This is a genomic window from Nonomuraea candida, from assembly GCF_000725485.1.
GTDB lineage: Bacteria > Actinomycetota > Actinomycetes > Streptosporangiales > Streptosporangiaceae > Nonomuraea > Nonomuraea candida.
In genome coordinates this window covers 254,394-267,941 of sequence record NZ_JOAG01000027.1, presented here as the reverse complement: position 1 = coordinate 267,941, position 13,548 = coordinate 254,394, and the positions used below count along the sequence as shown (strand labels likewise).

At 73.8% G+C, this 13,548-nt stretch carries 12 protein-coding genes and 1 pseudogene; 4 read left to right on the top strand and 9 right to left on the bottom strand.

The features are described 5' to 3' along the window. Window positions 1-84 precede the first annotated feature (84 nt). Window positions 85-1,461: an NAD(P)/FAD-dependent oxidoreductase gene (locus IO39_RS26115; RefSeq protein WP_043628174.1), complete on the bottom strand. Its 1,377-nt coding sequence runs from the start codon at window positions 1,459-1,461 to the stop codon at window positions 85-87. 108 nt (window positions 1,462-1,569) lie between these two features. Between IO39_RS26115 and IO39_RS26110 the strand changes: the two genes are divergently transcribed. Continuing rightward, window positions 1,570-2,607, top strand: a complete 1,038-nt coding sequence (locus tag IO39_RS26110; RefSeq protein WP_043628172.1) for a GNAT family N-acetyltransferase — start codon at window positions 1,570-1,572, stop codon at window positions 2,605-2,607. 272 nt (window positions 2,608-2,879) lie between these two features. Here IO39_RS26110 and IO39_RS26105 read toward each other — a convergent pair. After that, a pseudogene (locus IO39_RS26105) lies at window positions 2,880-3,353 on the bottom strand (Clp protease N-terminal domain-containing protein); the annotation flags it as partial. 88 nt (window positions 3,354-3,441) lie between these two features. Here IO39_RS26105 and IO39_RS26100 point away from each other — a divergent pair. Beyond that, complete coding sequence (locus IO39_RS26100; protein WP_052423377.1) at window positions 3,442-4,215, top strand: hypothetical protein; 774 nt, start codon at window positions 3,442-3,444, stop codon at window positions 4,213-4,215. 381 nt (window positions 4,216-4,596) lie between these two features. Here IO39_RS26100 and IO39_RS26090 read toward each other — a convergent pair whose 3' ends face one another. Further along, the gene (locus IO39_RS26090) at window positions 4,597-4,815 is read right to left on the bottom strand and encodes a hypothetical protein (RefSeq protein WP_043628164.1); all 219 of its coding nucleotides are present in this window, start codon (window positions 4,813-4,815) and stop codon (window positions 4,597-4,599) included. 2 nt (window positions 4,816-4,817) lie between these two features. Here IO39_RS26090 and IO39_RS26085 point away from each other — a divergent pair, with 2 nt between their 5' ends. Continuing rightward, window positions 4,818-5,396, top strand: a complete 579-nt coding sequence (locus IO39_RS26085; RefSeq protein WP_043628162.1) for a hypothetical protein — start codon at window positions 4,818-4,820, stop codon at window positions 5,394-5,396. 26 nt (window positions 5,397-5,422) lie between these two features. Here IO39_RS26085 and IO39_RS56865 read toward each other — a convergent pair whose 3' ends face one another. Continuing rightward, window positions 5,423-6,184, bottom strand: a complete 762-nt coding sequence (locus IO39_RS56865; RefSeq protein ID WP_052423376.1) for a class I SAM-dependent methyltransferase — start codon at window positions 6,182-6,184, stop codon at window positions 5,423-5,425. A gap of 99 nt (window positions 6,185-6,283) precedes the next feature. Here IO39_RS56865 and add point away from each other — a divergent pair, with 99 nt between their 5' ends. Next, on the top strand, window positions 6,284-7,306 hold the full coding sequence (add, locus tag IO39_RS26075) for an adenosine deaminase (protein WP_157548902.1): 1,023 nt from the start codon (window positions 6,284-6,286) through the stop codon (window positions 7,304-7,306). Window positions 7,307-7,434: 128 nt separating this feature from the next. Here add and pgl read toward each other — a convergent pair whose 3' ends face one another. The 5 genes from pgl to tal all read right to left on the bottom strand — a co-directional run bounded on the left by pgl (window position 7,435) and on the right by tal (window position 13,542). Next, on the bottom strand, window positions 7,435-8,208 hold the full coding sequence (pgl, locus tag IO39_RS26070; protein ID WP_043628160.1) for a 6-phosphogluconolactonase: 774 nt from the start codon (window positions 8,206-8,208) through the stop codon (window positions 7,435-7,437). A 23-nt stretch (window positions 8,209-8,231) separates the two neighbouring features. Further along, window positions 8,232-9,146: a glucose-6-phosphate dehydrogenase assembly protein OpcA gene (gene opcA / locus IO39_RS26065; RefSeq protein ID WP_043628158.1), complete on the bottom strand. Its 915-nt coding sequence runs from the start codon at window positions 9,144-9,146 to the stop codon at window positions 8,232-8,234. A gap of 76 nt (window positions 9,147-9,222) precedes the next feature. Next, on the bottom strand, window positions 9,223-10,752 hold the full coding sequence (gene zwf, locus IO39_RS26060; protein ID WP_043628370.1) for a glucose-6-phosphate dehydrogenase: 1,530 nt from the start codon (window positions 10,750-10,752) through the stop codon (window positions 9,223-9,225). A 73-nt stretch (window positions 10,753-10,825) separates the two neighbouring features. Beyond that, on the bottom strand, window positions 10,826-12,451 hold the full coding sequence (locus tag IO39_RS26055; protein WP_052423375.1) for a glucose-6-phosphate isomerase: 1,626 nt from the start codon (window positions 12,449-12,451) through the stop codon (window positions 10,826-10,828). Further along, the gene (gene tal, locus IO39_RS26050) at window positions 12,451-13,542 is read right to left on the bottom strand and encodes a transaldolase (RefSeq protein ID WP_043628156.1); all 1,092 of its coding nucleotides are present in this window, start codon (window positions 13,540-13,542) and stop codon (window positions 12,451-12,453) included. Before tal ends, IO39_RS26055 begins: the two co-directional genes overlap by 1 nt. Window positions 13,543-13,548 lie beyond the last annotated feature (6 nt).

The following is a 13,548-nucleotide window of genomic DNA, read 5'->3' as shown; positions in this document are numbered from 1 at the left end:
GGATGTTCCTTTCTACGCTCGCCCCATCTTGTCAGTGCCCGGCGATCAGGCCGGCCCCCCGATCGGGACCGCCGGCCCGCCGCCTCAGTGCCCGGTGATCAGATCGGCGAAGCGGGCCAGGGCCGAGGTGCGCGGCATCGTGCGCTCGCGGTGGTCGGCCACCCGGTACAGGCGGTACATCGCGTGCACGCCCAGCCACCGCAGCGGCTCCGGCTCCCACGGGCGCACCTGGCGGCCCACCCAGGGCAGCGAGGTCAGCTCCGTCTCCTCGCCCAGGATCAGGTCGCGCAGCGTGCGGCCGGCCAGGTTCGTGGTCGTGACGCCGTGGCCGGTGTAGCCGCCCGCCCAGCCCAGGCCCGTGGCGGGGTCCACGTGCACGGTCGAGCACCAGTCGCGCGGCACCCCGAGCACGCCGGACCAGGCGTGGGCGATCGAGGAGGAGCGGGCGGCGGGGAAGAAGTCGGTCAGCAGCCGCCACAGGGCCTCGACCGTCCACTCGTGCGTGTGGCCGCGGGCGTCCACGCGCGAGCCGTACAGGTACGGCCGGCCGCGCCCGCCGAAGGCGATGCGGTCGTCGGCGGTGCGCTGGGCGTACATGTAGTAGTGGGCCAGGTCGCCGAGCAGTTCGGCGCCCTGCCAGCCGACCTCGTCCCAGAAGGACGGCGGGAGGGGCTCGGTGACGATCATCGAGCTGTTCATGGGCAGCCACTGGCGGCGCAGGCGGGGCAGGCGGGCCGTGAAGCCCTCCGTCGCGCGGATCACGTGCCCGGCCGTGACCGTGCCGTACGGGGTGTGCGCCCGGTGCGGGGCGATGCCGGTGACCGGGGTGCGCTCGTAGATGGGCACGCCCAGCTCGCGTACGGTCCTGGCCAGGCCCCGGGCCAGCTTGGCGGGCTGGATGCGCGCGCAGTGAGGGCTCCAGGAGGCCGCCAGGGCCCCGGAGACGCGTACGTGGTCCGCGGGGTCCACCAGGCGGAGATCGGGCTCCTCGATGCCCCAGGAGCGGGCCGAGACCACGCTCTCGCGCAGCCGGACGGCCTGGGCGGGGGTGCGGGCCACGTTCAGCACGCCGCCCTTGACCAGGTCGCAGTCGATGGACTCCGCCTCGCAGACGGCGATGACCTCGTCGATGGTGTCGTACATCACCCGCTGCAGCCGCCGCGCGCCCTGCCCGTAGCGCTCGTGCGAGCCGGCCAGGTCGCCGGTCAGCCAGCCGCCGTTGCGGCCCGACGCGCCGAACCCGGCGAACTCCTGCTCCAGCACCACCACGTTCAGCGAGGGACGGGCGCGCTTGAGGTAGTACGCGGTCCACAGGCCCGTGTAGCCGGCGCCGATGATCGCCACATCGGCCTGGAGGTCGCCGTCGAGCCGGGCGCCCGGGGCGGGCAGTCCGGAGGACCGGTACCAGAAGGAGACGTCGCCATTGACGAACCCGGACGACAAGGGAACACGCACGCTCATGGCGACATATCCTGCTATATCGGGAGAAGCTGGCGCATCTTGCGACGAAATACGCAATGAAACACGTCGTTAGCGGCCCCGTAACAGCCACCCGGCATGCTCGGGTGCATGGGATTCTTGCGCATCCGCACCACGGTGGACGAACGGCCCGGCCGCCTGGCCTCACTGGCCTCGGCCCTGGCGGCCAGGGGCGGCAACATCCTCGGCCTGAGCGTCCAGACCGACGCCGACGGCACCGTCGACGAGTTCGTCGCCGACATCCCCGCAGCCCCGGAGACGGTGCGCGAGGCGCTGGAAGCGGCGGGCGGCCGCCGCGTCCAGGTGGTGCCCGCGACCGCCCACGAGCTGACCGACGAGCCCACCAGGGCGCTGCTGCTGGCCTCCCGGCTGCGCTCGATGCCGTGGCGGCTGCCCGAACTGCTGGCGGAGTTGCTGCGCGCGGACGACGCCCGGTGGGTCTATGGTGAGGCGGTGAGCGATCTTCCCGACCCGACCCTGCTGGTCGTGCCGGTCGCGCCCAGGCGGGCGGTCCGGCTGCGCCGCGCCGAGCTGCCGTTCACGCTGACCGAGGCGGCCAGGGCTGCCTCCTTCGCCCGGCTCGCCCAGCCCGCCGCCGCCGAGCAGGGCGGCTCGGGCGAGCGCGCGATCAAGCTCGCCGACGGGGCCGAGGTCACCGTGCGCCCGCTCACCTCGATCTACCGCGAGGCGGTGCGCGACCTGCACGACCGGTGCTCGCCGGAGTCGCGCAGGTTCCGCTACTTCACCTCGATGCCCGCGCTGCCGCCGCGCATGTTCGACCGGCTCTGCGACAGGAGCCGCGGCCACTCGCTGGTCGCCGGGCACGACGGGCAGGTCGTGGGCATGGCCAGCCTCATGTTCACGCCCGACCCCGGCATCGCCGAGATGGCCTTCCTGGTCGAGGATCGCTGGCAGGGGCGCGGGCTGGGCACGGAGCTGGCCAGGATGCTCGTACGCACGGCCCGCGACCTGGGCTACGCCGAGGTCAGGGCCACCATGCTGGCCGACAACGCCCGGATGCGCAGCCTGCTGATCGGCCTGGGCGCCACGCTCGCCTACACCGAGGACCCCGGGGTGATCGAGGCCAGGCTGCCGGTCACCTCGATGGTGCCGGCCCGGGCCCGCTGAGCCGGCAGGCCGCGGGGGCGGTGGACCGGCTCAGGACGGGGGGCCGGGCCCGGGGAGCGGCCGGCTCAGAATGGGGGGCCGGGCCCGGGAGCGGCCGGCTCAGGACGGGGCCGGCTCAGGACGAGGGGCCGGCCCGGGGCGATGGGTCAGCCCGTGGCCTCCTCGTCGTCGCCCTGGTGATCGGCGGGCGGGTCCGCCCGCTTGATGCCCAGGTGCCGCTCGATGCGTTCGAGGCTCTGCTCGATCTGCGAGAGCCGCTCGCCCAGCACCGAGCCGCCGGCGAAGAACATCTCGGAGGGGCGGTCCTTGGAGCCGCGGCCCACGCGGTCCAGCACGCGCTGGCGCACGTCCGCCAGGTCGGCCCCCGCGTCCGCGAGCGCCTGCGCGGCCAGGCCCTCGCCCTCCCTGATCAGCCCGAGCAGGATGTGCTCGGTGCCGATGTAGTTGTGCCGGAGCTGCAGCGCCTCGCGCAGCGACAGCTCCAGGACCTTCTTGGCCCGGGGCGTGAACGGGATGTGCCCGCCGGGCGACTTCGCGCCGTGGCCCACCTCGCGCTCGACGAACCCGCGTACGTGGTCGAGCCGGACGCCGCAGCTGTCGAGCACCAGGGACGCCAGTCCCTCACCCTCGTGGATGAGGCCGAGCAGGATGTGCTCCGTGCCGATGTAGTTGTGGCTCATCGTCCGCGCCTCCTCCTGGGCGAGGACGACGACCCTGCGCGCACGGTCGGTGAAGCGTTCGAACACCGGGGGCCTCCGTTCGGCTGGGGCTGCCTCCACTATGCGCTACAGAATCGCGGATGTGGGGTATTTGTCCTGTGTGGATCTTGACGAGGTGGCGGATCGGCTTTACGGGCTGCCGCCGTCCGAGTTCACGGCCGCGCGCACCGAGGAGGCCCGCGCGGCCAAGGACGCGGGCGACGTACGGCTCTCGCGCGAGATCGCGAAGCTGCGCAGGCCCACGCTCTCGGCCTGGGCGGTGAACCGGCTGTCCCGGGAGCATCCCGGCGAGCTGGCGGAGCTGCTCGACGTGGGGGAGCGGCTGCGCGCGGCCTGGCAGGAGCAGGACGCCGGCGAGCTGGCCGAGCTGACCCGGCTCAGGGGCGAGGTGAGCGGGAAGGTCGGCAGGCTGGCCAGGCAGGCGGCCGAGCTGTCGCCCGCCGCCGGGACCGAGGTGGACCAGACCCTGGACGCCGCCGTCGTGGACGCCGAGGCCGCCGCCGAGGTGCGCGGCGGGCGCCTGGTCAAGCCGCTGCACTACAGCGGCTTCGCCCCCGCCCCCATCCCGCGCGAGCGGCCCGCGCCGCGCAGGAGGCAGAGCCCCGAGGACGAGGCCGCGCAGGCGGAGCAGCTCGCCCGGGCCCGCGAGGAGGCCGAGGCCAGGCGGGCCAGGGAGCGGGAGGAGGCGCGGACGGCGCACCAGGAGTGGGCCGAGGCTCTGGAGGCGGCGCGGAAGGAGCACGACGAGCGGGCGGAGAAGGTCGCGCGGCTGGAGAAGAAGCTGGCCAAGGCGCGCGGGAAGCTCGACGACGCCCGGCAGCGGCTGGAGGTGACCAGCCGGGAGGAACGCCACGCCCGGCTGCGCCTGGAGCGCCTGACGGCGTCTTGAGACGGCGCGAGGAGTCCCACGTGCCGCGCCCGGCTGCGCCTGGAGTGCCTGACGGCGTCTTGAGGCGCGAGACGGGCCGAACCGGGACCGGGCCGGCCGCGTCGAACCTGATGTGGATCATGGGAGAGGCCGCGGGGCCGGTCTGCTGCTGGGCACGGTGCTGCTGCTGGTCGCCTTCGGCTGCCAGGTGCGGCCCGCGCCGCCGTACGAGGCGCCGTGGGCGGCGGCGGCGACCGTCGAGGACGTCGCCGCACGCCTGAGCCGGCACGTGGACGGCACGCGCCTGGTCGGCGGGCGGCTCGTCGCGTCGCCGCCGGACGCGAACCTCATGTCCTCCTGCGACGAGAACGACGGCCTGCGCCCGCCGCTGGGCGTGCCCTCCTACAGCGCGCAGCTGCGGGCGGCCGAGCTGCCGGCCGCGCTGGAGCTGCGGCTCTGGGTCCTCGCGCCGGAGGAGGCGCGGGCGCGGGCGCAGGCCGCGGGGCGGGCGGCGCGGCGGTGCGCCGCGAAGTACGCCGGCAGCGGCGTCGCCTCCGCCTTCCACCGGGCGGGCTGGCACGGGACGCGCTTCCTGGAGACCGCGCCGCAGAGCTCGGACAACGGTGCTCGCCGCGGCGCTGCCGCCGCCGTCGGCGTACGGGGCCGGCGTCGAACCGTGGACGGGCCGCGGCGACCGGCTCGACCTCACGTGCAGCCCCTCCTTGTTCCTCGCGCCCCTGCCCGCCGCGGTGCCCGTGGTCAGCCGGAGCCTCGTCGGCCCGGTGACCGTGCACGAGCAGGTGGTGGTCATGCCCGACGAGGAGCGGGCGGAGCGGGCGCGCCGGCTGCTGACCACCCCGCCGGCCGGGCTCAGGGACGAGATCACGGGCCGCGAGCTCGTCCGTCCGTGCGGTGACCGGGAGGAGGGCGGGGACTCGGACGTGGTGCGGCTCCCGTACCGGAAGGAGCCCTTCTCGCGGGGCGGCTGGACGGGGGAGACGGAGAGCCTGGCCGTGCGGCGGGCGAAGGCGCCCGCCGATGCGACGTATCGGGACTCGGTCGCGCACGTCGCGCTGGTCGTCCGGCGCGGCGCCACCGTCGCCCGCCTGATCTGGCAGGGCCCGGCCGGCACCGACCTGGCCGCCGCCGTGCGCGCGGGGCGCGCGGCCCTCACCCGCACCCTCGACCGCCTCCCCGGATGAGCACCCCTCACCCGCGCCCCAGCCGGCTACGCGGCGGCCGGGGGCCGGGACGCGCGGGCCAGGTAGGCGCAGACGGGGAACCCCTCCCGCGCGTACGGCTCCGCGAGCCGCAGATACGCGGCCCTGATGCGCGCCACCGTCTCCGGCGGCTGACGGGCGATCGCCCCGAACCGGGGCCCGCCCGCCTCCACGACGTCGGTCCACCACGACGCCAGGTCGGCCCGGTGACGCCACCGGATCGCCTCGACCGCCGCCTCCGCGAAGCCGGCCCGCTCCAGCAGCGCGGTGAAGCGCTCGGGGGTGTCGTGGGCGGTGAAGGGGCGGGGCGGGAAGTCGTAGGAGACGCCGGCGGCGGCGATGGCCTCGGTGAAGACGCCCGTGGCGGTCATCTCGTCGCCCTTCCACCAGGTCAGGGCGAGGGTCCCGGCCGGGCGCAGCACGCGGTGCAGCTCGCGGAGCGCCGCCGGGGCGTCGGGGACGTGGTTGATGACGAAATTTCCCGCTATCGCGTCGAACCGCTCGTCCTCGAACGGCAGCTCGGGAAGCGCGGCGCGCCGGATCGTCGCGTACGGATGGCGGCGTGCCACCAGCTCCACCATCGCCGGATCGGCGTCGACGGCGGTGACCTCGGCCCCCAGCGCCAGCGCCGCGGCCGTCACCACGCCGGTGCCGCAGCCCACGTCGAGCAGGCGCGGGGCGCTCCCGTCGCGGACGCGGGCCAGGAGGGGGCCGACGGTGTGGGAGCTGAGGTGGGCGAAGCCGCGATCGTACGCTTCGGCGTTGGTCACGCGGCCCAGCCTAGCCCAGCCCTCGAACCTGACAATCTCCTGTGAGATTTCGCGCCAAGGTCTGTTTTTTCGGGAAATAGCGCTCATATGGTCGTCGCCATGACGACGATCGACGCCTTCATCGACGCGCTCCCGAAGGTCGAGCTGCACGTCCACCTCGTGGGCTCGGCCTCGGTCCCCACCGTGCTGGAGCTCGCACGCCGCCACCCCGGCAGCGGCGTGCCCACCACCGAGGAGGAGCTGCGCCGCTTCTACACCTTCACCGACTTCCCGCACTTCGCGCGGGTGTACCGGGCCGTCAACTCCCTGGTGCGCGAGCCGGAGGACGTGGCCACCCTCGTGCTCGGCCTGGCCCGCGACCTCGCCCCCCAGGGCGCCCGCTACGTCGAGCTGCAGGTCACCCCGTACGCCCACCACCTGGTCGGCATGCCCATGCGCGAGGTCACCGAGGCCCTCGACCTCGCCGCCGGCCGGTCACTGGCCGAGCACGGCGTCGAGCTGGCCTACATCTTCGACATCCCCGGCGAGCTGGGCGAGGAGGCCGCCAAGGTGACGCTGGAGCACGCCCTGCGGGAACCTCCCGCCGCGCTGGTAGGTTTCGGCATCGGCGGGATCGAGCAGGAGCGGGTGAAATACCGCGACGCCTACCGCGCGGTGTTCTCCGCCGCCAGGGCGGCGGGCCTGCACAGCGTCCCGCACGGCGGCGAGATGACCGGCCCCGAGACGATCTGGGAGGTCATCGAGGGCTACGGCGCCGAGCGCATCGGCCACGGCATCAATTGCCTGTCCGACCCGCGCCTGGTCGCCCACCTGCGCGAGACCCGGCTGCCGCTGGACGTGTGCCCGACCTCCAACGTGTGCACCGGCCAGGTCGGCCGCATCGAGGACCACCCGCTGCCCCGGCTGCTGGAGGAGGGCCTGTACGTCACGCTCAACAGCGACGATCCACCCATGTTCGCCACGACGCTGGCCGAGGAGTACCGCGTGGCGGCCCGGGTGTTCGGGTTCGGCGAGCGGGAGCTGGCCGACTTCGCGCGCAACGGGGTGCGGGCGTCGTACCTGGCGCCGGAGCGCAAGCAGGCGCTGCTGGCGGAGATCGACGCGCTCGTCGGCGCCGGTTGAGCAGGGCCGGAGCAGGGCCGGTTGAGCAGGGCCGGTTGAGCAGGGCCGGCGGCGGGTCGCAGACCACCCGGCCACCGGGAGCTGGGGCGGGCGAGGCGGGGCCCGGCGCCGGCGCCGGGCCCCCTCGGTCACGGTGAGGCGATGCGGCCCAGCCCCGGCGGGATCTTGCTCGCCGCCGCCCGGTCCAGCAGGAAGAGCGTGCGGCCGCGGCCGCGGGCCCCCGCGGCGGGGACCTGCACCGGGCCCGAGTCCGACAGCGCCAGCCGGACCGCGCCCGACTTCTCCTCGCCGGCCGCCACCACCCACACCTCGCGCGCGGCCTGGATGGCCGGCAGCGTCAGCGAGATGCGCGTCGGCGGCGGCTTCGGCGAGCCGTGCACCGCCACCACCGGGCGGGTGTCGTAGAGGGCGGGCATCCCCGGGAACAGGGAGGCCACGTGGGAGTCGGGGCCCATGCCGAGCAGCATCACGTCGAAGCTCGGCACCGGCCCGTGGTCCTCCGGCCGGGCGGCCCGGCGCAGCTCGGCGGCGTACGCGTCGGCCGACTCCTCGGCCGACATGCCCGCGTCGGGGCCGCGCATGACGTGCACCCGCGCGGGGTCCACGTCCACGTGGTCGAGCAGCGCCTGGCGGGCGCCGGTCTCGTTGCGCTCCTTGTCGCCGGCGGGCAGGAAGCGCTCGTCGCCCCACCAGACGTCCAGGCGCCGCCAGTCGATCGCGTCCCTGGCGGGCGTGGCGGCGATGGCCGCCAGCGTGGCGATGCCGACGGTGCCGCCCGTCAGCACGATCGACGCCGATCCCTTGGCCGACTGCGCGTCGACCAGCCGGGTGATGATCCGCGCCGCCACGGCCTTGGCCAGGACGTCGGCGTCGCGGTGCACGACGATGCCGGGAACGCTCACTGTCGCCATCCCTTGAACTGCCGTCATCCCTTGTACGTCCTCGCGAACCGCTTGACCGCGGCCTCATAGATCTCGTCGCTGTCGAGCCTGCGCATCTCCTCGGCCATCAGCTCCGAGGTGTGCCGCCTGGCCAGGGCCACGTTCCGGTCGGGCTGGCCCGGCCGGGAGAGCGTGGCCAGCCGGGCGTCGGACCGGACCACCGCCAGCTCGCCGTCGGGCACCTGCAGCCGCACGGAGGTCAGCCCCGGGCCCGGGGAGTCGACGACCCGGATCGGGGCGCCGAGCCGCTCCGACAGCCAGGCGGCCAGCAGCGGCGCGCTCGGATGCCCGGCCTCGGCCTCGACAACCCCCTTGCGCACCTTGCCCACCGGCTGGTCGAACGCGGCGGCCAGCAGGCTGCGCCACGGCGTCAGCCGGGCCCAGGCCAGGTCGGTGTCGCCGCGGGCGTAGCCCTTGGCCCGGGTCACCAGCGAGGCGACGCCGCCGTCGTTGAAGCCCTTGGCGTCGGTGATGCGCCGCTGCGCCAGCGCCCCGATGGCGTCCTTGGACGGCACGTCGGGGGCGACGCCCGGCCACCACGCCACCACCGGCGTGTCGGGCAGCAGCAGCGGGCTGACCACGGAGTCGGCGTGCTCGGTGAGCTCGCCGTAGAGGCGCAGCACCACCACCTCGCCCGGCGTGGACTCGCCGATGCGCAGCTCCGCGTCGAGCCTGATGGGCTCGTCGGGCTCCCGCTTGATCACCACGATGATGCGCGACGGGTGCTCGCGGGCCGCCTCGCTGGCCGCGCGCAGCGCGTCGTACTGGTGGCGCTCCTCGCTGACCACGACGAGCGTGAGCACCATGCCGATGGCGGGCGCGCCCATCTGGTGACGCAGGTGGGTGAACTGCGCGGCGATCTTCCCGGCCGTCGTGTCCGTCAGCATGAAGGTGGTCACGAGGCCTCCTTCGCCGCTCTCGGCATCGTCACGCCGGGCCCTCTCCTCACAAGCACTCTTCCCGAAAGCCCTCTCACTAGAGCCTCCTCCACACCCGGCCGTCGCGGGCCATCATCGCGTCGGCCGACTCGGGCCCCCACGAGCCGGACTCGTACGGCTCGGGCTGGCCCTGGGTGGCCCAGAACTCCTCGATCGGGTCGAGGATCTTCCACGACAGCTCCACCTCCCGCTGGTGCGGGAAGAGCGGCGGGTCGCCGATCATCACGTCGAGCAGCAGCCGCTCGTACGCCTCCGGCGACGACTCCAGGAACGACTCGCCATAGGCGAAGTCCATGGAGACGTCGCGCACCTCCATCGCCGTGCCCGGCACCTTCGAGCCGAACCGCACCGTGATGCCCTCGTCGGGTTGCACCCGCACCACCAGGGCGTTGTGGCCCAGGATCTCGGTGTCGTCCTTGCTGAAGGGCAGGTGCGGCGCCCGCTGGAAGACCACGGCCACCTCGGTGACGCGGCGGCCCAGGCGCTTGCCGGTGCGCAGGTAGAACGGCACCCCGGCCCAGCGCCGGTTGGCGATCTCCAGCTTGATCGCGGCGTAGGTCTCGGTGATGGACTCGGGCGAGATGCCCTCCTCCTGGAGGTAGCCGACGACCTTCTCGCCGCCCTGCCAGCCGGCGGCGTACTGGCCGCGCGCCGTGCCCAGGCGCAGGTCGGCGGGGAGCTGCACGGCCTTGAGCACCTTCTCCTTCTCCCGCCGCAGCGCGGAGGCGTCGAAGGAGGTCGGGTCCTCCATCGCGACCAGCGCGAGGAGCTGGAGCAGGTGGTTCTGGATCACGTCGCGGGCCGCGCCGATGCCGTCGTAGTAGCCCGCGCGCCCCCCGATGCCGATGTCCTCGGCCATGGTGATCTGCACGTGGTCGACGAAGCCGCGGTTCCAGATCGGCTCGTAGAGGTTGTTGGCGAACCTCAGCGCCATGATGTTCTGGACGGTCTCCTTGCCCAGGTAGTGGTCGATCCGGAAGATCGAGCTCTCCGGGAAGGCCGAGGTGGTGATCTCGTTCAGCTCGTGGGCGGACTTCAGGTCGTGCCCGAACGGCTTCTCGATCACCACGCGCCGCCACGAGCCGTCGGGCGCGTCGGCCAGCCCGGTGCGCTTGAGCTGCTCCACCACCACGGGGAAGAACTTCGGCGGCACCGACAGGTAGAAAGCGTAGTTGCCGCCCGTGCCCCGCGTCTCGTCGATCTCGGCCAGCGCCATCGCCAGCGCGTCGAACGCCCCGTCGTCCGAGAACTCGCCCGGCACGAAGTGGATGCCCTCGCGGATCTGCTTCCAGACCTCCTCACGGAAGGGCGTCCTGGCATGCGCCTTGACGGCGTCGTGCGTCAACTGGGCGAAATCCTGGTCCTTCCAATCGCGCCGGGCGAAGCCGACCAGCGAGAAACCGGGCGGCAGCAGCCCCCGGTTGCCCAGGTCGTAGATCGCCGGCAACAGCTTGCGCTTGGCCAGGTCACCCGTCACGCCGAACAACACCATCACGCACGGTCCCGCCACCCGGGGCAGCCGCTTGTCGCGCGGGTCGCGCAGCGGGTTGGCGGCTGCCACCTCCATGGTGGTGGCGGTGCCCGCGACGGCCGCCGCCACGGTGGCGGCCTCCTCCGCGGGTGCTGCCGGGTCTGTCATCTCAAGCCTCCTGTGCGGCCTCGAGCAAACGCGCGACACCCGCCGCGCGGTCGGTCAAATGCAGGCGTACGGCCGGACGCCCGCGGGTCTCCAGCGCCCCCAGGTCGCCCAGCGCCTGGGCGAGCTGGAGCCGGCCCAGGCCGTAGGGCCTGCCCGGCACGGCGACGTCGTCGGCCACCGCCCCCGTGATCTGCAGGAACACGCCGTTCTGCGGCCCGCCCTTGTGGTACTGGCCGGTCGAGTGCAGGAACCGCGGCCCCCATCCGAACGTCACCGGCCGGTCGGTGCGCAAGGCGAGCAGCGCCCGCAGCGTGGCCGGGTCGGCCATCATCCAGGCGTCGGTCATCTGCTCGAAGTCGGCCCCGTCGGGCACCGGCGCGTCGAAGGCGGCCAGCCGGTCGAGATAGGCCATGATCGCCAGATAGCCGTCGCCGGGGATCGTCCGCAGCAGCTCGGCGAACAGGCCGGGCAGGTCCTTGGCCGTCGAGGGCCCGTAGGCCACGACGGGGCCGTCCACGAACGCGGGGGTGCCGGTCGGCAGGTCGGGCAGGGCCAGCAGGGCGGCGGTGTTCTCCTTCGACTCGGCCACGCTGGGCTGGTCGAAGGGATCGACCCCCAGCAGCAGCCCGGCGATCGCGGTGGCGTACTCCCAGACCAGGAACTGCGCCCCCAGCGGGCCGTCCACCCGCACGTCGCCGACGTCGGACTCGATCGCGACGACCAGCTCGTCGCCGCTGCCGTTGGGGTCGGCGGACACGACCGGCAGGATGCCCCTGCCCTGCTTGCCGGTGGACTCGGCGACGAGCTGCTCGACCCAGTCGGGCAGCCCGGTGGTGGCCGAGAGCTGGTCTTCCAGCAGCAGCTTGTCGCGCCCGGCCAGCGCCGCGCCGCCGAGCGCGGCCCCCAGGTCGAGCCCGGGGTTGCCGGTGTCGAGCGACAGCAGCGGCAGCACCTCGTCGGCGTCGTCGAGCAGCCGCGCCACGTCGGCCCCCGCCAGCGCGGCGGGCACCAGCCCGAACGCCGACAGCGCCGAGTAGCGCCCGCCCACGCCGGGCGGCGCAAGCACCAGCTCGTAACCGGCCTCGGCGGCCCGCCGCTCCAGCCGCGAGCCCGGGTCGGTGATCACCACGACGCGGCCCGCCGGGTCGGGCCCCGCCTCCGCGAACAGCCGCTCGTAGATCCGCAGCTGGCAGTCGGTCTCCACGGTCGAGCCGCTCTTGGACGCCACGACCAGGGCGGTCTCCTCCAGACGCTCGGTCAGCGCGCGGCGGACCTGCCCGGGGTCGGTCGTGTCGAGCACGGTCAGCGGCACGTCGTAGGTGGCGCAGATGACCTCCGCCGCCAGCGACGAGCCGCCCATCCCGGCCAGGACCACGTTGGTCAGGCCCGCGGCGCGGGCCCGGCCCGCGAGCTCGCCCAGCACGGGCAGCAGCTCGCGGGAGGAGCGGGGCAGGGTCAGCCAGCCGAGCCTGCCGGGCCGGCCGTCCGCTGCCTCCGCCTCGGCGTCCTCACCCCACAGCGTGGGGTCGCCGCCGGCGAGCCGCGCGGGCACGCCGTCGGCGACGAGGCGCCCCGCGACGGAGGAGGCGGCCGAGGCCACCCCCTCCTCGCGGTAGGTCACGTTCATCACGGAACCAGGTTCTTGGTGACGCTCTCGAGCAGCTCGTTCCAGGACGCCTCGAACTTCTCCACGCCCTCGTCCTCCAGGACCTTCACCACGTCGTCGTAGTCGACGCCGGCGTCCTTGAGCGCGGCCATGGTGTTCCAGGCCTGCTCGTAGAAGGGGCGCACGGTGTCGCCGGTGACGTTGGCGTGGTCGGCGGTGGCGTCGAGCGTCTTCTCCGGCATCGTGTTGACGGTGCCGGGGGCGACGAGCTGGTCGACGTAGAGGGTGTCGGAGTATTCGGGGTTCTTCACCCCGGTGGAGGCCCACAGCGGGCGCTGCGGGCGGGCGCCCGCCTCGCGCAGGCGCTGCCAGCGCTCGGAGTTCATCACGTCCTCGAAGGCCGCGTACGCCAGGCGCGCGTTGGCCACGCCCGCCTTGCCCTTCAGCTCCGGCTTGCCCAGCTTGTCGAGGCGCTTGTCGATCTCGGTGTCGACGCGGCTGACGAAGAACGAGGCCACCGACTCGATCGTGGCCAGGTTGAGGCCCTTGGCCTGCGCGGCCTCCAGGCCGGCCAGCCAGGCGTCCATGACCGCGCGGTAGCGCTCGAGGGAGAAGATCAGCGTGACGTTGACGCTGATGCCCTCCGACAGCGCCTGCGTGATCGCGGGCAGGCCCTCCAGCGTGGCCGGGATCTTGATGAACAGGTTGGGCCGGTCGACCATCCACCACAGCGCGCGGGCCTCGGCCACGGTCTTCTCGCCGTCGCGGGCCAGGCGCGGGTCGACCTCCAGCGACACGCGGCCGTCCACGCCGCCGCTGGCGTCGTAGACCGGGCGCAGCACGTCGGCGGCCCAGCGGATGTCGTAGGTGGTGATGGCGCGCACGGCCTCGCCCACGTCGACGCCGCGCACGGCCAGGTCGTGCAGCTGCGAGTCGTAGGCGTCGCCCTTGCTGAGCGCGTTGGCGAAGATCGTCGGGTTGGAGGTCACCCCGACGACGTTCTTCTCGCGGATCAGCTGCTCCAGGTTGCCGGTGCGCAGGCGCTCGCGGCTGATGTCGTCGAGCCAGATGGCTACGCCCTGGCCGGACAGCTTGTTGAGGATCTCGCTCATCTTTTC